Annotated in this window: 25 protein-coding genes and 2 pseudogenes; 8 read left to right on the top strand and 19 right to left on the bottom strand. The window is 46.3% G+C overall.

Annotated features, from left to right (window positions below; translation table 11 throughout):
- Position 1: 1 nt before the first annotated feature.
- Positions 2-664 carry an imidazole glycerol phosphate synthase subunit HisH gene (hisH, locus tag DXE27_RS03915; protein ID WP_128112976.1) on the bottom strand — a complete coding sequence of 221 codons (663 nt, stop codon included), beginning with the start codon at positions 662-664 and terminating at the stop codon, positions 2-4.
- Positions 665-715: 51 nt separating this feature from the next.
- The gene (gene hisB, locus DXE27_RS03910; protein ID WP_128112975.1) at positions 716-1,303 is read right to left on the bottom strand and encodes an imidazoleglycerol-phosphate dehydratase HisB; all 588 of its coding nucleotides are present in this window, start codon (positions 1,301-1,303) and stop codon (positions 716-718) included.
- 121 nt (positions 1,304-1,424) lie between these two features.
- Here hisB and hisC point away from each other — a divergent pair, with 121 nt between their 5' ends.
- The gene (gene hisC, locus DXE27_RS03905; protein WP_128112974.1) at positions 1,425-2,492 is read left to right on the top strand and encodes a histidinol-phosphate transaminase; all 1,068 of its coding nucleotides are present in this window, start codon (positions 1,425-1,427) and stop codon (positions 2,490-2,492) included.
- 23 nt (positions 2,493-2,515) lie between these two features.
- On the opposite strand, the gene hisD is transcribed toward hisC, so the two are convergent.
- The 16 genes and pseudogenes from hisD to DXE27_RS03835 form a co-directional block, all read right to left on the bottom strand.
- Entirely contained in the window at positions 2,516-3,838 is a 1,323-nt protein-coding gene (hisD, locus tag DXE27_RS03900; protein ID WP_128112973.1) for a histidinol dehydrogenase, read from the bottom strand.
- Between the two features lie 28 nt (positions 3,839-3,866).
- Positions 3,867-4,493, bottom strand: coding sequence for an ATP phosphoribosyltransferase (gene hisG, locus DXE27_RS03895; protein ID WP_128112972.1), 627 nt, complete (start codon positions 4,491-4,493; stop codon positions 3,867-3,869).
- Positions 4,494-4,513: 20 nt separating this feature from the next.
- Positions 4,514-5,788, bottom strand: coding sequence for a UDP-N-acetylglucosamine 1-carboxyvinyltransferase (gene murA, locus DXE27_RS03890; RefSeq protein ID WP_128112971.1), 1,275 nt, complete (start codon positions 5,786-5,788; stop codon positions 4,514-4,516).
- Between the two features lie 42 nt (positions 5,789-5,830).
- The gene (locus tag DXE27_RS03885; RefSeq protein ID WP_128112970.1) at positions 5,831-6,079 is read right to left on the bottom strand and encodes a BolA family protein; all 249 of its coding nucleotides are present in this window, start codon (positions 6,077-6,079) and stop codon (positions 5,831-5,833) included.
- 18 nt (positions 6,080-6,097) lie between these two features.
- Positions 6,098-6,899, bottom strand: a pseudogene (locus tag DXE27_RS03880) (ABC transporter permease).
- Positions 6,900-6,917: 18 nt separating this feature from the next.
- The gene (locus DXE27_RS03875) at positions 6,918-7,559 is read right to left on the bottom strand and encodes an MlaC/ttg2D family ABC transporter substrate-binding protein (protein ID WP_128112969.1); all 642 of its coding nucleotides are present in this window, start codon (positions 7,557-7,559) and stop codon (positions 6,918-6,920) included.
- An 81-nt stretch (positions 7,560-7,640) separates the two neighbouring features.
- The gene (locus DXE27_RS03870; protein ID WP_128113699.1) at positions 7,641-8,390 is read right to left on the bottom strand and encodes an MlaA family lipoprotein; all 750 of its coding nucleotides are present in this window, start codon (positions 8,388-8,390) and stop codon (positions 7,641-7,643) included.
- Positions 8,390-8,872 (bottom strand): outer membrane lipid asymmetry maintenance protein MlaD, encoded by a 483-nt coding sequence (gene mlaD / locus DXE27_RS03865; protein ID WP_128112968.1) that lies wholly within the window; start codon positions 8,870-8,872, stop codon positions 8,390-8,392. The genes DXE27_RS03870 and mlaD overlap by 1 nt, the downstream gene beginning before the upstream one ends.
- Before the next feature lie 21 nt (positions 8,873-8,893).
- Positions 8,894-9,691 (bottom strand): lipid asymmetry maintenance ABC transporter permease subunit MlaE, encoded by a 798-nt coding sequence (gene mlaE, locus DXE27_RS03860; RefSeq protein ID WP_172457106.1) that lies wholly within the window; start codon positions 9,689-9,691, stop codon positions 8,894-8,896.
- Entirely contained in the window at positions 9,688-10,542 is an 855-nt protein-coding gene (locus DXE27_RS03855) for an ABC transporter ATP-binding protein (protein WP_128112967.1), read from the bottom strand. Before DXE27_RS03855 ends, mlaE begins: the two co-directional genes overlap by 4 nt.
- A gap of 10 nt (positions 10,543-10,552) precedes the next feature.
- Positions 10,553-12,016, bottom strand: coding sequence for a glutamate synthase subunit beta (locus DXE27_RS03850; protein ID WP_128112966.1), 1,464 nt, complete (start codon positions 12,014-12,016; stop codon positions 10,553-10,555).
- 50 nt (positions 12,017-12,066) lie between these two features.
- A complete protein-coding gene (locus tag DXE27_RS10490) occupies positions 12,067-12,720 on the bottom strand; it encodes a GltB/FmdC/FwdC-like GXGXG domain-containing protein (RefSeq protein WP_462803970.1) in 654 nt (217 codons plus the stop codon).
- Positions 12,721-12,773: 53 nt separating this feature from the next.
- Positions 12,774-15,796, bottom strand: a pseudogene (locus DXE27_RS03845) (glutamate synthase central domain-containing protein); the annotation flags it as partial.
- Between the two features lie 196 nt (positions 15,797-15,992).
- Positions 15,993-16,379, bottom strand: a complete 387-nt coding sequence (locus DXE27_RS09065; RefSeq protein WP_197712295.1) for a hypothetical protein — start codon at positions 16,377-16,379, stop codon at positions 15,993-15,995.
- Positions 16,372-16,698 carry a transposase gene (locus tag DXE27_RS09060; protein WP_197712294.1) on the bottom strand — a complete coding sequence of 109 codons (327 nt, stop codon included), beginning with the start codon at positions 16,696-16,698 and terminating at the stop codon, positions 16,372-16,374. Before DXE27_RS09060 ends, DXE27_RS09065 begins: the two co-directional genes overlap by 8 nt.
- 12 nt (positions 16,699-16,710) lie before the next feature.
- Positions 16,711-19,047, bottom strand: a complete 2,337-nt coding sequence (locus tag DXE27_RS03835) for a penicillin-binding protein 1A (RefSeq protein WP_128112965.1) — start codon at positions 19,045-19,047, stop codon at positions 16,711-16,713.
- Between the two features lie 182 nt (positions 19,048-19,229).
- Here DXE27_RS03835 and DXE27_RS03830 point away from each other — a divergent pair, with 182 nt between their 5' ends.
- From DXE27_RS03830 to aroB, 5 genes are all read left to right on the top strand, one after another.
- Complete coding sequence (locus DXE27_RS03830) at positions 19,230-19,586, top strand: hypothetical protein (RefSeq protein WP_128112964.1); 357 nt, start codon at positions 19,230-19,232, stop codon at positions 19,584-19,586.
- An 11-nt stretch (positions 19,587-19,597) separates the two neighbouring features.
- Positions 19,598-19,882 (top strand): hypothetical protein, encoded by a 285-nt coding sequence (locus tag DXE27_RS03825; RefSeq protein WP_128112963.1) that lies wholly within the window; start codon positions 19,598-19,600, stop codon positions 19,880-19,882.
- Between the two features lie 323 nt (positions 19,883-20,205).
- The gene (locus tag DXE27_RS03820) at positions 20,206-20,976 is read left to right on the top strand and encodes a type II and III secretion system protein (protein WP_197712293.1); all 771 of its coding nucleotides are present in this window, start codon (positions 20,206-20,208) and stop codon (positions 20,974-20,976) included.
- 51 nt (positions 20,977-21,027) lie between these two features.
- A complete protein-coding gene (locus DXE27_RS03815; protein ID WP_128113697.1) occupies positions 21,028-21,513 on the top strand; it encodes a shikimate kinase in 486 nt (161 codons plus the stop codon).
- A 16-nt stretch (positions 21,514-21,529) separates the two neighbouring features.
- A complete protein-coding gene (gene aroB / locus DXE27_RS03810; protein ID WP_172457150.1) occupies positions 21,530-22,612 on the top strand; it encodes a 3-dehydroquinate synthase in 1,083 nt (360 codons plus the stop codon).
- 7 nt (positions 22,613-22,619) lie between these two features.
- Here the strand turns inward: aroB and cyaY are convergent, their stop codons facing one another.
- Entirely contained in the window at positions 22,620-23,048 is a 429-nt protein-coding gene (gene cyaY, locus DXE27_RS03805; RefSeq protein ID WP_231969642.1) for an iron donor protein CyaY, read from the bottom strand.
- 2 nt (positions 23,049-23,050) lie between these two features.
- On the opposite strand from cyaY, the gene lptM reads away from it, so the two are divergent.
- Positions 23,051-23,245, top strand: a complete 195-nt coding sequence (gene lptM, locus DXE27_RS09590; protein ID WP_231969641.1) for an LPS translocon maturation chaperone LptM — start codon at positions 23,051-23,053, stop codon at positions 23,243-23,245.
- Positions 23,242-24,540 carry a diaminopimelate decarboxylase gene (gene lysA, locus DXE27_RS03800; protein ID WP_128112960.1) on the top strand — a complete coding sequence of 433 codons (1,299 nt, stop codon included), beginning with the start codon at positions 23,242-23,244 and terminating at the stop codon, positions 24,538-24,540. Before lptM ends, lysA begins: the two co-directional genes overlap by 4 nt.
- The last annotated feature ends 57 nt before the right edge of the window (positions 24,541-24,597 follow it).

Raw genomic sequence — 24,597 nt, 5'->3', positions numbered from 1 at the left:
TTTAAGGTTGCCAGGAAACAAAATTTTGATAAAGCTTTAATCCGTATTCTGCACTTTTTTCTGGATGAAATTGTGTAGCAAAAATATTATCCCTTGCCACTGCAGATGTAAACCAATCCTCGTACTCTGTAGAGCCCGCAGTGTCTTCATTGCGCTGCGGCACAACATAGTAGCTATGCACAAAGTAAAACCTAGTTAAATCCGGAATACCTACCCAAAGAGGGTGCTTACGGTCTTGCCAAACTTGATTCCAACCCATATGCGGTACTTTATAAGCGGAACCATCGGCCTGTTTTTTGCCTGCCAATTCAAATCGACGCACTTCCCCGGGAATCAATCCTAAACAAGGCGTCCATTGATCAGATCCATTTGTGCGGACTTCAGCGCTTTGATCAAACAACATTTGCTCGCCAACGCATACGCCTAACAGGGGTTTGCTTTGGGATGCCTCTAGTAGGGCTTCTAATAAACCAGATTCCTCAAGATGCTTCATGCAATCTGGCATCGCCCCCTGACCAGGCAAAACAACGCGGTCTGCTGAACGAATTTCCTCTGGCTTATGGGCAATCAATACATTATCACCAGGTGCAACATGATGAAATGCTTGGTAGACGGAACGAAGGTTACCCATTCCGTAATCAACGATCGCAATGGTTTGCGCCAAAATTTACCTGATATCCACCGTTGTCTGCTGAGCAACTAAAAGAGGTTTAAATTACAGACTTCCTTTAGTTGAGGGAATAGATCCAGATGCCCGTGGATCAAGGGTCAAAGCCATGCGTAATGCACGGCCAAAGGCCTTAAATACAGTCTCAATCTGGTGATGCGCATTAATGCCACGCAAATTATCAATATGCAATGTAATACCCGCGTGGTTCACAAATCCACGGAAGAATTCAATGCTGAGATCAACATCAAAATCGCCTACGCGAGCACGAGTAAATGGAACATTGAACTCAAGCCCTGGGCGACCAGAAAAGTCGACCACAACGCGAGACAAAGTTTCATCCAGGGGCACATAAGAGTAGCCATAACGAGTAATGCCAGCTTTATCACCCACAGCCTTGGCAAATGCCTGGCCCAAAGTAATGCCAACATCCTCAACGGTGTGGTGATCATCAATATGGGTATCACCCTGTGCGACCACCTTGAGATCAATCATGCCGTGACGGGCAATCTGATCCAACATGTGATCCAGGAAAGGAACGCCGGAGGCTAGCTCAGCCTTACCGGTACCATCTAAATTGATGGAAATCTGAATTTTGGTTTCCGAAGTGTTTCGGGTAACGTTGGCCTGCCGCATGCTTCATTGCGCCGCGAGGCGAAGTGTTGATTGAAGCCTCATAATATCATTCATTCCTAGAAGCAATATAAATGTTGATGTTGCAGCACTTTCCATGTGATTTTTGACCCAAAGTACCCTCATGAGCCGTTTTTGGAGCCCCGTTGTTCAAACCCTAACCCCTTATGTTCCTGGGGAGCAGCCGCAAATGCAGCGGCTGGTAAAGCTCAACACAAATGAAAGCCCCTACGGACCATCGCCTAGGGCACTTGCCGCAATTGAGACGCAAAATAACGATGATTTGCGCCTTTACCCAGATCCAGAAGGTGCCGCCCTTAAACAGGCAATCGCAAAGTTGCATGGCCTGAACCCAAATCAGGTTTTTTTAGGCAACGGCTCAGATGATGTGTTGGCCCATGTTTTTGCCGGCCTCCTTAAGCAAAGCAAACCCGTTCATTTTCCAGACATCACTTATAGCTTTTATCCGGTTTACTGCAAGCTATTCGGTATTGAGTACAAAACCGTGCCGCTAGGCGAGCACTTTGAGATCAACACATCTCAGTACAAAGTGCCTAATGGTGGAATTATTTTCCCGAATCCAAATGCACCAACAGGAAGATCTATTCCTCGCTCAGACATTGAGACACTGCTTGCAAGCAACACAGAGTCAGTATTGGTTATCGATGAAGCATATGTCGACTATGGCACGCAATCTTGCATCCCGCTTTTGCGAGGAGATGCTTGCCCCGAAAATCTTCTAGTAGTGCACACCCTTTCAAAATCGAGAGCCCTAGCAGGTCTGCGCGTTGGCTTTGCCGTTGGTCATCCGGCTTTAATTGAAGGTCTAGAGCGCGTAAAAAATAGTTTTAATTCCTATCCACTCGGTCGATTAGCGCAAGCAGGTGCAATAGCTGCCATAGAGGATCAGACACATCTTGAGCAAACCTCCAAAAAGGTTATTCAAACCCGCACAACATTGGTGGATGAGTTGAATACTTTGGGTTTTGAGACGCTACCATCTACGGCAAACTTTATTTTTACTCGTCATCCAAAACATGCTGGAGCCAAGCTATATCAAGCGTTGCGCGATCGAGGCATCATCGTGCGTCACTTCAAGTCTTCACGCATAGATGAGTTCTTGCGCATTACGATAGGCACAGATGAACAAAGCGGCGAACTCGTCGCCGCTTTAAAAGAAATTCTCGCTTAAGTTAACTGCGAATTTATTTCGAATTATTTTTTAAGACGCATCTCGGCTGCACGCGCATGGGCCTGCAGACCTTCGCCGTGAGCCAGCGTACTCGCCACCGCCCCTAATGTTTGAGCTCCCGCCTCGCTAACTTCAATCATGCTTGAACGCTTGATGAAGTCATAAACACCTAATGGCGAAGAGAAGCGCGCAGTGCGCGCAGTGGGCAATACATGATTTGGTCCGGCGCAATAATCACCGAGTGACTCACTGGTGTAGTTACCCATAAAGATCGCGCCAGCATGACGAATTTGATCCGCCCACTTACGTGGATCAAGTGCGCAAATTTCTAAATGCTCCGCTGCAATCGCATTCGCAATCTCGCAGGCTTCTTGCATATCTTTTACTTGAATCAATAAAGCACGATTACTTAACGATGCCTCAATGACTTTGGCTCGCGGCATTTCTGGAAGCAATCTATTAATGCTTTCTTGAACTTGCTCAATAAAGGCCGCGTCCGGGCAAAGCAAAATCGATTGGGCTTGCTCGTCGTGCTCGGCTTGAGAAAACAAGTCCATGGCAATCCAATCTGGATTGCTAGAGCCATCACAAAGCACCAATATTTCTGAGGGGCCGGCGATCATATCAATGCCCACAGCTCCAAACACTCTGCGCTTAGCGGCTGCCACATAAGCATTGCCGGGTCCAACAATTTTGTCTACTGCAGGTATCGCATCGGTGCCATACGCTAGGGCACCCACTGCCTGGGCACCGCCAATCGTAAAGACGCGATCAACGCCTGCAATATAAGCGGCTGCCAGAACCAATGGATTGCGCGCACCATCTGGGGTAGGCACAACCATGATGACCTCGGCAACACCCGCCACCTTTGCGGGAATAGCATTCATTAATACAGACGATGGGTAAGCAGCCTTACCGCCAGGAACATAAATGCCCACACGGTCTAGTGGCGTTACTTTTTGACCTAAGCGGGTACCGTCCGCCTCTTCATATTCCCAAGAGTGACATCCCGCTTCGATTTTTTGCCTCTCGTGATAAGCGCGTACTCTTTGCGCGGCAACATCAAGTGCATTTTTTTGATCAGCAGATAAAGATTTATAGGCCTGCTCTAAATCTTTACGGGAAACTTCTAAGTCAGAAACCGTTGCAACATCTAAGCGATCAAATTGCTTTGTAAAGCCTAATACCGCCTCATCACCCTTTGCTTTCACCGCTGCCAAAATTTTGACTACTGCAGCATCTATAGCTTCGTCATCAGCCATGGGCAAAGAAAGACTGGATAGCAAAGTCTCTCTAAAGCCAGCATCCTTGCTGTTTAAACGATTAATGTTGGTCGGTGAAGACATGGATTGAAAACTTCTATATGGTTGCTAGTTACTTCAGCAACTCAAAAATAGGTTGCAGCTGATCACGCTTACGCTTGTAAGAGGCTTGATTAACAACTAAACGTGCACTGATGTCAGCAATCGGCTCTACCTCAACTAAGCCATTCGCTTTAAGCGTATTGCCAGTGGAAACTAAATCCACGATAGCATCGGCCAAGCCAACCAAAGGCGCAAGCTCCATGGAACCGTAGAGCTGAATAGTGTCGATGTGCACACCTTTATTGGCAAAGTGTTCACGCGCACAATTGACATACTTAGTGGCAACCTTAAGACGAGATCCTTGCTTAACTGCGCCAGCGTAATCAAAACCTTCGCGCACAGCGACTGACATGCGGCACTTTGCAATGTTTAAGTCGTAAGGTACATACAAACCATCCGTACCTTTTTCCATCAACACGTCTAAACCAGCAACACCGAAATCTGCACCGCCAAACTGAACGTATGTGGGTACATCTGAAGCGCGCACAATGATCAAACGAACATCAGGATTGGTAGTCTCAATAATAAGCTTGCGTGACTTCTCAGGATCCTCCAGCGGCACGATGCCAACCTTGGATAGGATCTCTGCGGTCTCTTCGAAGATGCGCCCTTTGGAGAGGGCTAAAGTCAATTTCATGACCTAATTATCTCTCAGGCTTACTTCACGCGCTCAATGTTGGCGCCCAAGAGTGTTAATTTCTGCTCCATGCGGTCATAACCCCGATCTAAATGGTAGATCCGGTCGACCTGGGTTTCGCCTTGGGCTGCCAGACCTGCAATCACCAGGCTAGCAGAAGCACGAAGATCGGTAGCCATCACAATCGCGCCAGAAAGCTTTTCTACCCCCTGGGCAATAGCGGTATTACCTTCAATTGTAATATCAGCACCTAGGCGATTTAATTCTTGAACGTGCATAAATCGGTTCTCAAAAATCGTCTCGGTAATCGTTGAGCTTCCACTCGCAACAGCATTGACCGTCATTAATTGGGCCTGCATATCGGTTGGAAAGGCGGGATATTCGGAAGTGCGAAAACTTACAGCCTTTGGGCGTCCTTGCATTGAAGCTTTGATCCAGTCTGGGCCAACCTCCATATTTAGACCAGCTTCTTTCAACTTCACAATGACTGCATCCAATGTATCGGGGCGACAGCGCTGTACTACGATCTCACCACCAATAGCAGCAACTGCACACAAGAAGGTGCCCGCTTCAACACGATCAGGAATTACCGAGTGCTCTGCACCATGCAACTTTTCAACGCCCTCAATAACAAGGCGATCGCTACCAATTCCAGTAATTCTGGCGCCCATCTTCACTAGCAACTCAGCCAAATCACCCACCTCGGGCTCGCGTGCAGCATTCTCCAAAATGGTTGTTCCGGATGCCAATGTAGCAGCCATTAATAAATTTTCTGTGCCGGTCACTGTAATCATGTCGGTCAAAATTGATGCGCCCTTAAGTCGATTATTTTCCGACTTAGTCTCCGCCTGAATATATCCGCTCTTTATTTTGATCACAGCACCCATCGCCTTTAGACCTTTAATATGCTGGTCGACTGGACGCGCGCCAATTGCGCAACCACCCGGCAAGGAAACCTTAGCAGAATGCATTCTGGCCAAGAGTGGTCCAAGAGCCAGGATAGAGGCGCGCATGGTCTTAACCATTTCATAAGTTGCTTCTGCGCTTTTAATTACTGCTGCACTTAAAACGACGTGGCTGCGATCACCAGCATCTGGAAAGCTGACTGATACGCCAATCTCTTGCAAAATCTTGAGCATGGTGCGCACATCTTGCAAATCTGGAACGTTGCGTAATACAACCGGTTGATCAGTTAAAAGGCAAGCGCAGAGAATAGGTAATACTGCATTTTTTGCGCCAGCGATAAGTACCTCACCCTTGAGTGGAGTTCCGCCAACCATTCGTAATTTATCCATGAAACACTTCCAGAAAAAACAGGTAATTAATAACTAATATGTTTATACGGCAGAATTTTGTGCAAATTCTTCGGGCGTAAATGCCTTAATAGATAGAGCATGCACTTCAGCTTTCATACGATCGCCCATTGCGCCATATACCAATTGATGGCATTGAACTAAACGCTTTCCCTCAAACTCAGGGCTCACGATGGTTGCAAAGAAATGCTGGCCGTCACCTTCCACCTGAATATGGGTACATTGAATACCTTGCTTGATGTAGCCTTCAATTTGTTCCGGGGTGGGTAACATGTTCTCTCCTGAAATCACTTAATGTCTAAGCTTATAGCCTTTTTGTAGCAGTCTTAACGCGATCGCCGATACCACCACAAAGAAACAAGCAACAATCGCCAAACTATTCCAAGGGGAGATATCTGAAACCCCAAAGAAGCCATAGCGAAATCCATCAATCATGTAGAAAAATGGATTGAAATGGGAAACAACTTGCTATGCAGGTGGCAAAGAGTGTATTGAATAAAACACACCCGACAACATCGTGGCAGGCATGATGATGAAGTTCTGAAAAGCGGCAAGCTGATCATATTTATCAGCCCAAATACCTGCGATCAAACCCAGGCTGCCTAGTATGGCAGCGCCTAAAAAAGCAAACGCCAGAATCCATAATGGGTATTCTAAAGAGGGCAAGACCGTACCATGCGGTAATTAAGAAGACGCCCAAACCAACCACAACCCCTCTGAAAACTGCCGCCAAAATATAAGCTGCATAAAACTCAAGGTGACTTAAGGGGGCAAGCAAGACAAATACGAGGTTACCGGTTACTTTTGACTGAATCAGCGATGAGGAAGTATTTGCAAAGGCATTTTGCAAAACGCTCATCATGACTAAACCCGGTATCAAGAAGGCCGTATAACTCAGGCGACCATAAACTTCTCTACCTTCGAGCACGTGGCCAAAGATCATGAGATACAACACTGCCGTTAAGACTGGTGCAGCAACCGTTTGGAACGCAACTTTATAAAAACGCTTTATCTCTTTATGTAAAAGCGTCGGAAAACCGCTGCCATACTCAAGAGGAGGTCTATTTAATCCCTGTTTCACAAGGCGCCGCATGATGTATGGGCTTTTCGATTAGTTGGATGGCTTAGCAGCAGCTAATTGTTTATTGCGGTCTTGTAAAAATTTCACCAAGCCCTCAATGCCATTTTGACTAATTTGATTGGAGAACTGATTGCGATAAGCCTCTACCAACCAAACGCCCATGATATTCATGTCATAGACCTTCCAGCCGCTTGCAGTCTTTTCCAAACGGTAATCGAGAGGAACCGGATCTCCACGACCCATCACAACCGTCTTGACAACAACCTCCTTGTCATCGGGAGCAGCGCGCAAAGGCTTAAATTGAACGGTTTGATCACGCAATTGACTCAAGGCACCTGAGTATGTACGAATCAATAAATTCTTAAACTCCATTGAGAGCTGGGCCTGCTGTTCTGGTGTCGCTTTTTTCCAATTGGGTCCCATCGCCATTTCAGTCGTACGACGCATATCGGTATAAGGAACAATTTTCTTCTCAACCAAATCCACAATCTTAGGAATGCTTCCTTTTTGAATATCTGGGTCAGATTTGACTGTGTCCATGACATCGGTGACGACCATCTTAATGAGGGCATCAGGAGGTGTTGATTGATCAGGGGTTTGCGCAAAAATAGAACCCGAGACCAGAAGCAAACTTGCAACCAAGTATTGAGAAATTCTTTTATGGCTTTTCATAATCCCTTGTCCTGCCCTCTTTATTTACTGCCATTATCTAAACTGGATTAGGGCTAATTTTAGCCCTATCGACTACATTACTTATTCGTACGGATTTTCGTATACAGGCATTTGTGGCTCTTCATCATCCCTGCCCTCATTGATTTGATAGGCACGTCTTTGAATATAGGCATCACGCATAAAACTGTATTTATCAATTGCAGCGCCATCCAACAAATCTCCGGCCTCGTAATACGTATTTCGAGCATTAACAACTCGCAAACCTGTCAAACTGTTTCGCAAGGCAACATCTGGGAGCAAGCGGAAGAGATAGTCAGACTCTAAATCTGCAACCGTTCCAAAAGTATCTCGTACGTTGCTTGGACCAAAGAAAGGCAACACTACGTATGGACCAGCAGGCACACCCCAAACACCCAAGGTTTGGCCCCAATCTTCTTTATGTTTCTCAAGACCGCCAGATGTTGCTATATCGAGAAGCCCGCCTAAACCCATCGTTGTATTAACAACTACCCTCATAAAATCATTAAAGGCATAGCCAGGCTTACCTTGCAATAAGTTATAGAGGGTGGTGTAAATATCGTTGTAATTGCTAAAGAAGTTATAAACCCCTTCGCGCATAAATTCTGGCAACACAAAACGATAGCCCGCAACTACTGGCTTAAGCACATAAGCATCTAAGTCCTCGTTAAATTCAAAGACCGAGCGATTAAATGGCTCCCAAGGGTCCTGAGGAGAGGGTTCTACACCCGCAGGAATTGAGGCACATCCAAGCAATAAAGCGGCAAAGCCAAACAAAAAAGCTTGCTTGGCTTTACGCAAAACTTCCTGCATCACTTTGTTACGCCCTTGTCTTGGCCGCTATCAGCTGCCTTGTTATAGAGAAATTGACTAATCAAATTTTCCAAAACAATTGCTGATTGAGTTTGTGCAATCTTTTCGCCGCCGGTCAACATATCGTCTGACCCACCAGCCTCAAGACCGATATATTGCTCGCCCAATAAACCCGAGGTCAAAATCTTGGCCGAAGAATCCTTTGGAAATTTGTATGCCTCTTCAATGGTCATCACTACAGTGGCTTGATAAGTCTTGTCATCAAAAGAAATGTTGGCAATTCTTCCTACTACTACGCCGGCACTTTTCACGGGAGCGCGCGGCTTTAGTCCGCCAATATTGTCAAAACGAGCAGAGATTTTGTATGTTGGCGCAAATGAGACTGCATTCATATTGCCAACCTTGAGCGCCAAAAATAATGCGGCCAATAGACCTATGGCAACAAAGATGCCCACCCAAATATCAATTGCACTTTTTCTCATAAGAGCCCCAGTTTATTCTTTCTAATTTGAGAACATCATTGCGGTCAGCAAGAAGTCCAATGCTAAAACCGATAATGAAGAGATCACCACGGTACGTGTGGTGGCCTGCGAAACGCCTTCTGGCGTTGGTTTGGCTTCATAGCCTTGATAAAGCGCAATAAAAGTCACGGCCACACCAAAGACCATGCTTTTAATTAAGCCATTTCCAATATCCGAAAAGAGGTCAACTCCACCCTGCATTTGAGACCAGAATGCCCCTGAATCCACGCCAATCAGAGGAACGCCCACAAAGTAGCCGCCTATAACGCCAACCGCAGTAAAAATCGTAGCCAAAATAGGCATTGAAATAATGCCAGCCCATAATCGCGGAGCAATCACGCGCCCCAAAGGATCCACAGCCATCATCTCCATTGCACTCAGCTGTTCGCCAGCCTTCATCAGGCCGATTTCTGCGGTCAGTGAGGTGCCAGCTCTACCAGCAAACAATAAGGCAGTGATTACTGGACCCAATTCACGAGTGAGAGATAAAGCCACCAATAATCCTAGAGCCTGTTCTGAGCCATATCGATTTAAGGTGTAGTAACCCTGCAGACCCAATACAAAGCCAACGAATAAGCCAGATACTGCAATGATCACAAACGAGTGATTGCCCACAAACAGAATCTGATCAACCACTAGTCGCGGTCTCTTGAGCAAAAATCCAGAGCGCAAAATTACCGCCGTGAACATTCTGGCAGCGAGACCAAGACTCGTTAAATTGCGACGAATGAAAAATCCGAGATCGCCAAAGAGATTAAGAAGTTTTTGAAGGATGATCATTCGGATCTCACTCCAAAATCTTCTGCCAAACTTTTTCCTGGATAGTGGAAAGGCACTGGACCATCAGGTGACGCATCCAAAAACTGTCTTACAAAAGGATCTGTTGATCGACTGAGCTCTTCTGGAGTGCCTTGTGCGCCAATCTGTCCGTTTGCAATAAAGTAAACATAATCTGCGATTTCAAAGGTCTCTTCAACATCGTGTGTAACCAATAAACTCGTGGCTCCCAGGGCGTTATTAAGATCACGGATCAAGCGCGCCGTAATGCCAAGAGAAATAGGATCTAAACCTGCAAACGGCTCGTCATACATGATGAGTGGTGGATCTAAAGCAATCGCTCTAGCAAGCGCAACACGTCTTGCCATGCCGCCAGAAATTTGTGAAGGCATTAAATCGCGCGCACCGCGCAAACCTACTGCATTTAATTTCATGAGCACCAAGGAGCGCAATAATTCTTCACTTAAATCAGTGTGTTCACGCAATGGAAACGCGACATTTTCAAAAACACTTAAGTCTGTAAATAAAGCGCCGAACTGAAAAAGCATTCCCATACGACGACGCGCGGCCATTAACTGGTCGCCGCTCATCTTGCCAATGTCTTTGCCTTCAAATAAAACTTGTCCAGATTGCGCGGTAAATTGACCGCCAATGAGACGCAAAATAGTTGTCTTACCGCAACCAGAGCCGCCCATTACGGCAACTACTTGGCCGCGACGAAACTCCATATTCAGACCAGATAGAATTTGACGCTCGCCTGGAGCGTAAGAGAAGTTGACGTCCTTGATCAAAACGACAACTTCACCCGTAGCTTGCTTGCTTACATCCAAAGGGTTTAACTGGTCACTGTTCATATCCTCGATATTATCGGGGCAAAACAGATGATCCCATTAAATACTCATCCACTGCTTGAGCGCATTGACGTCCTTCGCGAATCGCCCAAACCACCAAAGACTGCCCACGACGCATATCACCTGCTGCAAATACCTTAGGAACATTAGTTTGATAGGCATTTTGACCATCTACAGTGGCTTTAGCATTACCGCGTGCGTCCTTTTCAACACCAAATGCATTCAACACTTGCTGCACTGGGGACACAAAGCCCATCGCTAAAAGTACCAAATCTGCCTTGATCTCAAATTCGGAGTTTGGCACTTCTGCCATCTTGCCGTCTTTCCATTCCAAGCGAACACCAATCAGCTTTTCAACTTTGCCGTTTTTACCTTCAAAACGCTTAGTGCCAACTGACCAGTCACGATCACAACCTTCTTCGTGAAAAGAGGATGTGCGCAACTTAGTTGGCCAATATGGCCATACCAAAGGCTTGTTCTCAACTTCTGGTGGCTGTGGCAGCAACTCAAACTGAGTGATCTTCGTGGCACCATGACGATTTGAAGTTCCTACGCAATCAGAGCCCGTATCTCCACCACCAATAACGACTACGTGCTTATCAGTTGCACGAATTTCATTCTTAAAGTCGCCTGCATTTTCTTTGTTCTGTGGAATCAAAAATTCCAATGCGTAATGCACTCCAGCCAATTCACGGCCAGGCACAGGCAAATCACGTGGCTGCTCTGCACCACCAGTAATGAGCACTGCATCAAAGTCTTTCATCAACTGCTCAGGCGAAACTGTTTTAGTGGAATAATTTTTTACTTCCGCACCAATTGCTTCTTTGCCAACAAATACGCCTGTCTCAAACTTCACGCCTTCAGCTTGCATCTGCTCAACGCGACGGTCAATTAACCACTTTTCCATTTTGAAATCAGGAATGCCATAACGCAGCAATCCACCAACACGATCATTTTTCTCAAATACGGTAACGTCATGACCAACGCGCGCCAATTGCTGTGCAGCTGGCATGCCTGCTGGGCCACCACCAACAACAGCCACTTTTTTGCCAGTCTTAGTCTTAGATGGTTGTGGTTTAACCCAACCGTTCTCCCAGCCCTTATCAATAATGGCGTGCTCAATTGACTTAATGCCAACGGGGGCGCGATTAATGCCTAAGGTGCAAGCTGCTTCGCATGGCGCAGGGCAAATACGTCCAGTAAATTCAGGGAAGTTATTGGTAGATTGCAATACATCTAATGCATTCTTCCAGTCGTTATGAAATACCAAGTCGTTAAATTCAGGAATGATGTTGTTGACTGGGCAGCCGTTATTACAAAACGGAATGCCGCAGTCCATACAACGTGCACCCTGAACTTTTGCCTCTTCATCAGTTAGTGCCGCTACAAACTCTTTGTAATGGTGGAGACGTTTAACCGGCGCTTCGTATGTTTCATCAACGCGCTCAAACTCCATGAATCCAGTGACCTTACCCATATCTAATCCTTAGTATCTTTTCTTAATATCTGTCTAGGTTGTTAAGCGACTTAAGCTGCAACTGTTTTGTTCTGAGCTTTTTCCCACAGCTCACCAAGAGCGCGCTTGTACTCAGTAGGAAGCACCTTCACAAAACGGCCACAGGCGTTTTCCCAATCAACCAAGAGTGCTTTTGCACGCTCTGAGCCTATATGACGGAAATGACGCTCAATCAAAGTCTTCAGAATTTGCTCATCGGTTAAGCGCTCACCACCGTCCTTCACATCAACAGGGGCATGCCACTGTGATTGAGGAACCTTAGCGATTTGCTCTGCAGATGGCAATACTTTTTCTAAGGTTGCCATGCTGGTATTGCAACGCTTAGCGAATAAACCATCTTCGTCATAAACATAAGCAATACCACCGCTCATACCTGCCGCGAAGTTTCTGCCTGTAGCACCCAATACAACAACCGTACCGCCGGTCATGTATTCACAACCGTGATCGCCAGTACCTTCAACAACAGTAGTAGCACCAGAGTTACGCACTGCAAAACGCTCGCCAGCCACACCGTTAAAGAATGCTTCACCAGCGATTGCGCCGTAGAGAACGGTATTACCAACAATAATGTTCTTAGTAGTATCGCCACGGAACTCATGCGGAGCACGCACAATGACGCGTCCACCAGAGAGGCCTTTGCCAACATAGTCGTTACCATCGCCCACTAAATCCAAAGTGATGCCTCGCGCAAGGAATGCCGCAAAACTCTGACCCGCAGTGCCATCTTGATCTGAATCTGATCGGCTGAGCGCAAATATTCCGTTGTCACACCAAAGCGGCCAGAAGCCACTTGCTTGATCTTGGAACGCAATGAATCGCCATCGAGCAACGGGATGTTGGCTTCAACAACATCACTACCCAAGATGCTGGCTAAAGTCTTGCCCTTCTTAATTGGAATGCCCTTGAGTTCGTTTACGTAACGATTTGGATCCTCGCCACCTTCACCGGTATTGGACTTACCGCCAATACGGTTCATTGCCACCGCTAAAGTAGCGTGCGCTTCAGTAGAGATAGAGCCTAAAGACATCGCGCCCGTTGCAAAACGCTTAACGATTTCTTTTGCAGACTCAACCTCATCCAATGGAATGGCTTTTGCTGGATCAATCTTGAATTCAAACAAACCACGCAAAGTCATTTGACGCTTGGTTTGATCATTGATGATGTTCGCGTACTCTTTATAAGTCTGATAGCCCTTTTCAGCACCAATGCGGGTGGAATGCTGCAGCTTCGCAATTGTGTCAGGAGTCCACATATGGTTCTCGCCACGAATACGGAAAGCGTACTCACCCGCCAGCGTCCAGCATATTAGTTAAGACCGGATCATCGCCAAACGCAGCAGTGTGCATACGCAAGGCTTCTTCAGCAACTTCAAATACACCGATACCACCAACGTTTGATGGGGTGCCTTTGAAATACTGATCGATGATGTCGCGGTTTAAACCAATGGCTTCAAAAATTTGTGAGCCAGTGTAAGACATGTAAGTAGAGATGCCCATTTTGGACATTACTTTTTGCAAGCCCTTACCAACTGCTTTTACAAAATTCTTCACTGCTTTTTCAGCAGACAAATCTCCAGACAAGCCTTTGGCCATTTCAGCCAAAGTTTCCATTGCGAGGTACGGGTGAACAGCTTCTGCACCATAACCAGCCAAGAGGGCAAAGTGATGAGTCTCGCGAGCGCTACCTGTCTCAACCACTAGACCAACGCTAGTACGCAAGCCTTTTTGCACCAAATGCTGATGAATTGCAGAAGTAGCTAACAACGCAGGAATTGCTACATGCTTCTCATCAACCTGGCGATCGCTCACGATCAAGATGTTGTAGCCAGAGCGAACTGCATCAGCCGCTTCAGCACACAAAGATGCCAAACGCGCTTCGATACCAGCCTTACCCCATGAAGCCGGGTAGCAGATATCCAATTCATATGAGCGGAACTTACCATTGGTGTAGTGGCCAATGTGACGAATCTTGGTGATGTCATCAAAGTCCAAAATTGGCTGACTAACTTTCAAGCGCATTGGTGGATTAATGTTGTTTGTATCTAACAAGTTCGGCTTTGGTCCGATAAACGACACCAATGACATCACCATGTTCTCGCGAATCGGATCAATCGGAGGATTAGTAACTTGCGCAAACAATTGCTTGAAGTAGTTATAAAGCGGCTTGTTCTTATTAGAGAGAACTGCCAATGGGCTATCGTTACCCATTGAACCAATTGCCTCTTCGCCATTCATGGCCATTGGAGCCATGAGGTACTTGATATCTTCTTGGGTGTAGCCGAATGCCTGTTGGCGATCTAGCAATTTTGCGGCTGGACGAATAGTAGTTTTCTCATCAACCAAGTCAGCCTTGCTTGCGTCAACCTCATCCAACTTCACACGAACGGCATCAATCCAACTCTTATATGGCTTCGCTTTAGAAACGGCGTTCTTGAGCTCAACGTCATCAATGATGCGGCCTTGTTCCATGTCAATCATGAACATCTTGCCTGGTTGCAGGCGCCGCTTTTGAACAATCTTGCTTTCTGGAATTGGCAATACGCCTGCCTCAGAACCCATGATGACTAAATCATCATCGGTTACGTAGTAGCGTGCTGGACGCAAGCCATTACGATCCAAAGTTGCGCCGATTTGACGACCATCGGTAAATGCCATTGCAGCAGGGCCATCCCATGGCTCCATCATCGCTGCGTGATATTCATAGAAGAGGCGCGACGATTGTCGTCCATCAACGCATGCTGTTCCCATGCCTCAGGAATCATCATCATGGCTTGAGCCAATGGATAACCAGACATTACCAACAACTCTAAACAGTTATCAAAACATGCAGTGTCAGACTGTCCTGGATAAATCAGTGGCCACAATTTTTGGAGGTCATCACCAAGTACTGGAGAGCTAATTGCGCCTTCACGTGCATTCACCCAATTTACGTTGCCTTTAACGGTATTGATCTCACCGTTGTGCGCAATCATGCGATATGGATGCGCCAATTCCCATGCAGGGAAAGTATTTGTAGAGAAGCGTTGATGAACCAAAGCAAGCGCGGATACAGTGCGCTTATCTTGCAAATCCTGGTAGTAAGCACCGACCTGGTTAGCCAACAGCAAACCCTTATAAACAATGGTTCTGGCGGACATTGAAGCAACAAAATATTCTTTACCGTGCTTCAGATGTAAATCTTGAATAGCGTGACTTGCTGTTTTACGAATCACATACAACTTACGCTCAAGCGCATCGGTTGTCATGATGTCGCGCCCCCGCGGCCAATAAAAATTTGACGAATGAATGGCTCTGTCATTTGCACTGTTGGAGACATTGGCAATTTCACATCAACCGGAACATCTCTCCAACCCAAAACAACCTGACCCTCTAAGCGAACAGTGCACTCTAATTCTTGTTCGCAAGCCAAACGAGAAGCGTGCTCTTTAGGCAAGAAAATCATGCCAACGCCATACTCGCCCAAAGGTGGCAATTTCACACCTTGCTTGGCCATTTCTTCGCGATACAAGATATCGGGAATCTGAATCAAAATGCCGGCGCCATCACCCATCAAAGGATCGGCACCAACCGCTCCCCGGTGATCTAAGTTCTCAAGAATCTGCAAACCCTGAGAAACGATCTCATGAGATTTCTTGCCTTTAATGTGCGCTACGAATCCTACGCCGCAGGCATCATGCTCATTTTGTGGGTCATATAGACCTTGAGCGATTGGACGAAGATCTGAATTCAATTGTGTAGTCATAGTGTTTCCGAGGGGCGACAAAGGCCTGATTACTTTTGGAGGATCAAATATAGGTGAATACCCATGCTGATGCAATAGAAATAAAATGAGTCTGTCCCATTTAATTTGATGTCGCACCAACATGAATTACATATATGGGGACAGAGTCAATAAATTCAATCCCTTTAAAAACAAGGGAAAGATAGCAAGAAATTTCTTAAGTTATTGAATTTAAAGAGGTAATTCTCTTTGGACGCCCACGATGACGGATCTGAGCAAGTTCTGGGTTGTCTTTAAATAGCTTGTTAGCGTAAATATCACTCACCCAAGGCTTAGAACGAATCAAGGATTCTGTAATCTGCTTATCTTCCCAGTGGGGGGCGCCCTCTTTTACAAAGCTAGCCCATGCCATTTGCCTCTCAAATGGCGTATTACCCAATTTCCAAAAATACTGGTGATCTACAAGCCATGGCTCAAGGTTTCCGCCAATATGACTCGAAAAGCTTGTCCATCCAGAATCCTGGGGGCTTGATTCAAAACCAGACCTCACTGGATTTAGCTCGATGTACCGCTGGCAACGTAAGAAATATTCTGGGTCAATCAAGGACGAGCAATAGCGCCCCTCCCAAATAGTCCCAGAGCGATGGTGCAGCTGGTTTGAAGCATTGCGCATAACGACGCCCCAAAGACTGCATAGTCTTGGCAAGCGAATCTTCATTTTGCGGCGTCATCAGTAAATGCACATGATTTGGCATCGGAGCAAATGCATGTACTGCACATGCAAATTGTTTTGCCGCATCGCGCAACCACTCTAAATAAATGCGACGATCCTCATCACCAAAGAAAAGTATCTCTCGATTATTTCCACGCACCATGACATGCATTGCTTGGCCAGGTATTACAGTGCGCGCTTGCCGAGCCATTTTAGAGATGCACTACTGCAGTTCGCGTGGACCGCTATTGCGCGAGAACTCTGGAATAAACCAATCACCATCAAATTGGGTTACGCCCTCAGGTACTTCGCGTGCCTCTTGTGGTGAATCTTTGAGGGCAACTGACATATAAGAAATCCACATTGGTAGTGCTAAGCCGCCACCTGTTTCTCGATCACCTAAGCTAGCGGGCTTATCAAAACCAATCCAGGCAATCGCAACCACCTTGGGGTTGTAGCCTGCAAACCATGCGTCATGAGACTCGTTGGTTGTTCCGGTTTTTCCGGCAATATCATTGCGCCCTAATTTGCCTCGTGCACTTGCAGCCGTACCGGACTTTGTAACCTCCTGCAGCATGCTATCCATTACAAATGCAGTTCTAGCATCCAATACCCTTGGTGCATCTTGTCGCGCATGCGTCGGTTTAGCCTCAAACAAAACCGTGCCTTTGGAGTCAATCATCTTATCGATTAAGAAAGGATCAACACGATAACCGCCATTTGCAAACATGCTATAAGCTGATGCCATTTGCAAAGGCGTTACTGAGCCAGCGCCCAAAGCCATTGTCAAATAGGGTGGGTGTTTCTCTGGCTCGAATCCAAAGCGCTGAATATATTCTTGAGCATAGGATGGGCCAATCGCCCGGACAATTCTTACGGAAACTAAGTTCTTAGACTTTGCTAAGGCAGTGCGTAATCGCATCATGCCGTCGTATTTACCATCGTAGTTCTTTGGCTCCCATGCCTGGCTACCTGTCTCCATGCTGTCAATAGATAAAGGCGCATCATTCACCATCGTGCTGGGTGCAAAACCTTTTTCAATTGCGGCGGCGTATATGAAGGGCTTAAAGGATGAGCCTGGCTGACGCAGCGCCTGAGTCACGTGATTAAATTGATTACGACGGAAATCAAAGCCACCAACCAAAGACAGAATCGCGCCCGTTTCCGCATTCATGGAAACGAAGGCGGCCTCTACTTGTGGCAACTGCGCAAGCTTCCAAACACCTGCATCAGAAAGCAACCTAACAACAGCACCTGGACGCAAACGCTTCTTCGGTTGAGCGCTATCCGTTAAGGAGGCTGCCGCTAACTTCATGCCTTCGCCTTTGAGGGTGATGGTATCTCCGGTAGCAATCATGACTTGCATTTCTTTAGGCTTTACATCAAGCACTACACCAGACTGCAAATCATCTAACTGGGGGTAGGCCAACAAAGCCTCGTCAATTGCGCGCTGACGTTTTACGGGGTCCTCCGGAAGATCAATAAACCCTTCTGGGCCACGATAAGCATGACGTAAATCGTATTCAAAAATACCGCGACGTACTGCTTTATATGCAGCATCTTGATCTGCCTTCAGAATAGTAGTGTAGACATCAATTCCCTGCGAGTAAATTGCCTCGCCGTATTGCGTAAAGAGAAGTTGGCGAACCATTTCAGCAGGGAAATCTGCACGTACCGCAAACTCATTGCCAAGGCCACAGATACGCAGCTCTTCAATCATGGCATTTTGATATTCGTCTGAGGAGATGTATCCCAGATCACGCATACGCTGCAGAATATATTCTTGACGAATCTTGGCGCGACGAAAATTTGTTACGGGGTTATATGCTGAAGGCGCCTTAGGCAATCCAGCCAACATTGCCGACTCAGCGATCGTAATGTCTTTTAAATCTTTGCCGAAGTAAATTTGTGCTGCACTGGAAAAACCATACGCCCTCTGCCCCAAGAAAATCTGGTTCATGTAGATTTCCAGAATTTTGTCCTTAGTGAGTTGCGATTCGATTTCCCACGCGAGCAACACCTCATAAATTTTTCGACTAAAGGTCTTCTCATTACTCAAGAAAAAATTGCGGGCCACCTGCATAGTGATTGTTGAGGCGCCCTGTGAGAGGTGACCTCGTAAATTCGTAACAGCAGCACGCAGAATGCCAACATAATCAACGCCACCATGGGAGTAAAAGCGATCATCCTCAATAGCTAAAACTGCATTGCGCATATTTTGAGGAATTTCATTGAGCGGAATCACTTTGCGACGCTCTTCACCAAATTCGCCAATCAACACTTTGTCGGCCGTATAAATACGCAAAGGTATTTTCGGGTTGTAATCCGTTAATGCAGAGATTTTTGGCAAGTTTGGTTTTGCAACCAAAAACGCGTACCCCATCAGGAGGGTAACCACCAAAGCAAAAACCACACCAATAATGAGCAATGCCTTAACAAGTGGATTACTGGAGGACTTGCGAGGTATGCCGCCATCAACTCGTGGTTGCCGAGGACGTCTGTCGATTGGACGGGTTGGTCTCTGATTGAGCGTCGGCTTGTCTTTTGGGGGTAGCGCCATATGTCCAAATTATAGGGTGCTTGGACAATTTACCTAAAAGCTCCAAAACCCTTGTTTTTGTCTTTTTTCAAGTCATATTCTGACGAGCCATTCAAGTTAGGCCTATAGATATTGAACGCCCTCACTTTGAAAATGTAGGCATGCCATCACGCCATATTCCCAACCATGCATTTGATGAGATTTTGAGTGATCTTGGTGACGATCCTGCAATCCCAGACCCCCATGGAATCCGCAAGCCCAAGACCGCCAAAAATAATTATTCAGAGACCTTGGGCATACATACAAACCAGCCAAAATTGGACGCTCTCCAAGGTCTTCACTTAACACCTCAACTCAAAAAGATAGGCGGATTAGTCGCTGGGTTTGCATGTCTAGCCTCCCTCGGATTGATGTTGTTTGGCGCTTATGAATCATTGAAATCAAACTCTCAAACACAGATTGAAAGCGCCCAAAACCAACTAACTGAGCTTCAAAAAGAAATAGCTGTTTTGCGCAACGAGCTACAGGATGGCCGGGATGACATATATATAAAGAAATAGACTTATTGGAAGTGAGTATTCACTCTTTTAAAGAAAAGAAGGCAGAAAACAAGGCTATCTACAAGCCTCTACCCATCTCCCATGAGGCTGAAATACGCCGTTGGCGATATTTGGGGAGCCTACAAATGGGTAACTCCCAGCGCGCTTATTTCCATACCGGCAAGGGCAGGTCCACATTCGAAATGGGGGCATCCGTTTTAGGAGATTGGCGACTTAGTCGTATTCAAAAAGATGCTGTCACCCTGACGCACCCCCAGGGGAAATCTCTCACGCTCACATCATCTAAGAGTGAATGAACTTGAATCCAAAAAAACATGCGAGAAAGATTAAAAAAATATTTGGGGAATGTGCTGCTTGTTCTCATTTTTTTAACATGCCCCGCCCAAGGGAATACTCCCTCGCAAAACTTCTTGCACACACCAATCAGCTTGCAATTTGTCGATATCGATTTGGTTGAGCTTTTACAAATTTTCTGCTGAGTGATTCCATCAAAGGCAAGATTACGATAGACCTTGTCCATACGCCATGGCAAACCGCAGTGCATTCGATACTGGGAAGCAAAGGTTTGCGAATTGTGCGAAACGGTGACATTTACTGAATTGGGCCACATACAGAAATTTTGGCATTTCAAAAATATCGTCGCGAAGATGCCGCCCTTCCCTTTGGCGGCGATCATATTCATAGTCCACGGCAGATCCTGATTGAGGCCCGTATTGTTGAGGCAGATGAACGCTTTGCCCGTGAGCTAGGGGTAAAGCTTGGGTATCAAGCTAATTCAATCGAAGGTAATCCGGATCAAAAAATCTCCGGGGGTTTTGAATTGGGCGGTACGGGTCTCAATGGATTTAATCCAGCAACGGTGGCAGCAACACTGGTTTCAAAAAACGCCAGCCGCCTCTTGCAAGTGGAGTTATCTGCCCTCGAATCGGATGGTCAAGGAAAGATTCTTTCCAATCCCAGAATCATGACCGGAGATCAGGTCAAGGCCACTATCGAACAAGGTACGGAGCTTCCCTATCAAACCACCTCCCAAAATGGCAGTAAGTTGCAATTTAGAAAGGCAAATCTTCGTTTAGAGGTAATTCCCAAGATCCATCCCGACGGAAAAATTTCATTGCTTGTTGGCATCAATAAAGACACTATCGGTATGAAAACCGAGCAGGGTTATGCCATAGACACCAAAAGTCTGAGCTCAGAAATAACGGTTGAAAACGGCGGAACAGCGATCATCGGAGGCATTTTTCAGACAACCGAACGAGAGGATGAGGTCAAAGTCCCCCTACTGGGTGATATTCCTCTAATTGGGCACTTATTTCGTCATGAATCTAAGTTACGAGACAAAACTGAGCTGCTTGTCTTCTTAACCCCTACCGTTCTCGACAAACCCTAATAAAATCGAGGGGTGAACTCTTCGACAAACAACATCTTTCTAATTGGCCTTATGGGTGCCGGGAAGTCGACCATCGGAAAAGTATTGGCAAAGAAACTAGGTCGTCGCTTTTTAGATGCCGATCATGTCATTGAAGAACGCTGTGGCGTCAAAATTCCAGTCATCTTTGAAATGGAAGGTGAGGATGGTTTTCGCAAACGCGAGGCACAAGCCATTCGAGAAGTTACTAGCGAACAAGATATTGTTTTAGCAACCGGTGGTGGCGCGGTTTTGCTACCCGAAAATCGCGCGGCATTAAAAGAGCGCGGCACTGTTATTTATTTACATGCAAACCCCATCGAACTTTGGCATCGCACCAAAGGTGGTGAGGGACGCCCTCTTTTAAAGAATGGTGATGCAAAAAAAATACTTGAAAATTTGTACGCTATCCGCGATCCACTCTATCGAGAAATTGCAGATCATGTGATTGAAACCGGCAAACCGAGTGTCAACCAGCTGGTCAACACTTTAATCATGCAATTTGAACTATCCGCTTAAATACATTGGCACTATGATGAAAACACTAGAAGTTGATCTCGGCAATCGTAGCTATCCTATATACATAGGCACCGATCTCATTGATCAACCCAGTCTATTCTCCGCTTGTGAAAAAGCCACCTCGATCTATATTGTTACAAACACAACCGTAGCCCCGCCTTACGCGCAGCGCTTAAGCAAAACTTTGGAGAGCTTTGGCAAGTCGATTAGAACCATCATTCTTCCTGACGGGGAAGCATATAAGGACTGGAAAAATCTCCAGTTGATTTTTGATGACCTCCTAAAATTTGGCGCCGATCGCCAAACGATGTTAGTGGCATTGGGTGGTGGCGTCATTGGAGATATGACAGGATTTGCTGCAGCGAGCTTTATGCGCGGCGTTCGCTTCATTCAGGTTCCCACCACATTGCTGGCGCAGGTTGACTCTTCTGTTGGCGGTAAAACAGGCATCAATCACCCCCTTGGAAAAAATATGATTGGCGCCTTTCATCAGCCCGCCGCTGTTATTGCCGACCTCAATACTTTGAAAACGCTGCCTCCAAGAGAGTTGTCTGCCGGTCTAGCTGAAGTAATCAAACATGGCGCCATTGCTGATGCGCAATTTTTAGATTGGATTGAGTCAAACGCAAAAGCTTTATTAGCATGTGACACCGAGGCTATGGGTCATGCAGTATTACGCTCTTGTGAAATTAAGTCTGCTGTAGTTTCCGCCGATGAAAGAGAGGGCGGCATTCGTGCAACCCTAAACTTTGGTCATACCTTTGGTCATGCGATTGAAGCTGGCATGGGATACGGCGAATGGTTGCATGGCGAAGCTGTTGGCTGTGGAATGGTGATGGGTGCCAATCTATCCCATCGCTTAAATCTGATTAGTGCCAATGATGTAGCAAGACTTACTAACATTATTCAGTCAATGAACTTGCCGATTGTTCCGCCAAAATTTGGTACCGCTAGATATATGGAGCTAATGCAGGTCGACAAAAAAACTGAGGGTGGTCAGATTCGTTACGTAGTGCTCGAAAAGATTGGCAAAGCTCAAATTAAAAGTGCGCCCGATGCCCAGGTCATTGAAACCTTAAGCGCCACAGGTGCTGCTTAATTTATTACTAACCTTTTATAAGCCCAATCTTGACTGCCTGACCTGCTTGCGCACTCGCAAACTCAGTTAGGTCGCTTAAAAGTTCTTTCCCAGTCTTGGTATCAAGCCACAAGGGCTGCGCGTTCGTTCCAGCCCAGCGATAGTGATAGCCACCTGATTTGGCAGCCACCCAGATTTCATGCAAAGGGGGCTGAGTGTTCACCACGATGACACTTTTATCTCTAAAGCGAATATTGATAACATTGCCGCCTTGGCGCTCTACGTCCAGATCAAGATCCAGCGCATCATCAGCAGCCTCTAATGCCACCTCAATAGAGTGCAATAAATTGCTTCCCAGCTGATAAAACTGCTTGTCATCAATGGCTTCTACGCCTGAATTATTTGGATTCATAGTCGAGTCCTGCATGCTATATTCAATCATTCGTTTTAGAGACATTCATGATAGCGATTCTTAATAGAGCCCTCGGTATTAGCCTTCTAATAGCCCTTGCTGGATGTGGGGTTAGGGGTCAGCTATATTTGCCAAATGTGCCACCAGTTCCACCCGCTCCTACAGAGCCTGAACCTAAGGGCAAGCTTTACCCACCTCAAACCCCTGCCACCCCAAGCAACTCGACATCGACTAAGCAATGACAATTAAAGCAATTCCACTCCCCAAGTTATCTGGATTTACAGAGCGTGATGGCAGCTGGTATGCCGAAGAAATTCCATTGGCAGATTTGGCAAAAGAATTTGGTACACCGCTATATATCTATAGCAAGAAGGCTCTGACTGAAGCTTATCAAGCCTACGATAAGGCCTGTGTGGATGCCAAAGGAAAACGTCGCGCCCGAGTGCATTACGCCATGAAAGCCAATAGCAATTTAGCGGTAATTGATTGCTTTAAAAAACTTGGCGCAGGATTTGATCTAGTCAGCGGTGGTGAACTAGCCCGCGCATTAACAATTGGCGCCGACCCAAAAAGCCTGGTGTTTGCTGGCGTTGGAAAATCTGCCTCAGAAATTGCGGCCGCACTAAAAGCCGGCGTCAAATGCATTAACGTGGAGTCAATTGCCGAGCTTCACCAGATTAATCGCGTGGCAACTGCAATGAACTGCCGCGCACCGATTTCCTTACGCGTGAATCCAGATGTCGATGCACAAACACATCCTTATATTTCTACCGGATTAAAGGGTAATAAGTTTGGTATTGTCTATCACGAAGTTTTAAGGACCTATCGCGAGGCTTCGCAACTTTCTCAAATTGATGTTGTTGGTATCGATTGTCATATTGGCTCTCAAATCACAACCACCGCACCCTATTTAGATGCCTTAGATAAAGTGTTGGATCTAGTGGAACATCTCAAACGCGAAGGCATCGTGATCCATCACTTAGATCTGGGTGGTGGCCTTGGAATCTCTTACAGCGATGAAACTCCGCCGGATATTACTGAGTTCACAAACACGCTATTGAACCATGTGACCGAGCGCGGCTTTGGTCATCTCGATGTTGTTCTTGAACCCGGCAGATCACTAGTAGGTAATGCTGGTGTATTACTAACTACCGTGGAATACCTAAAACCAGGCGTTGAGAAAAACTTTTGCATCGTTGACGCAGCAATGACTGAGTTAATGCGCCCCGCGCTTTATGAGGCCCATCACGGCATTGTTCCCGTTCAAGCTAAACCAGCAAAGAGTGCAAATTATGATGTTGTTGGTCCTGTTTGCGAATCTGGTGACTGGCTGGGAAGAGATCGCCAGCTTGCTGTGGAAGAAGGCGATCTACTCGCAATCTTATCCGCTGGTGCTTATAGTTTTGTAATGGCCTCAAACTACAACACGCGCCCTAAACCTGCAGAAATTATGGTTGATGGAAAGCATGCCTACGTCATTCGTGCCCGCGAAAAAACAGCCGACTTATTTGCAAGTGAAACGGTGCTGCCGAATTAACAGCAAATCATGAGCAACAAAACCCCGCTAACTCAGCGGGGTTTTGTTTTTCAAGTC

The sequence above is a fragment of the Polynucleobacter necessarius genome (genome assembly GCF_900096755.1).
Taxonomy (GTDB): Bacteria; Pseudomonadota; Gammaproteobacteria; order Burkholderiales; family Burkholderiaceae; genus Polynucleobacter; species Polynucleobacter necessarius_K.
The sequence above is the reverse complement of the archived record's forward strand: the minus strand, read 5'-3'. Positions and strand labels throughout refer to the sequence as shown.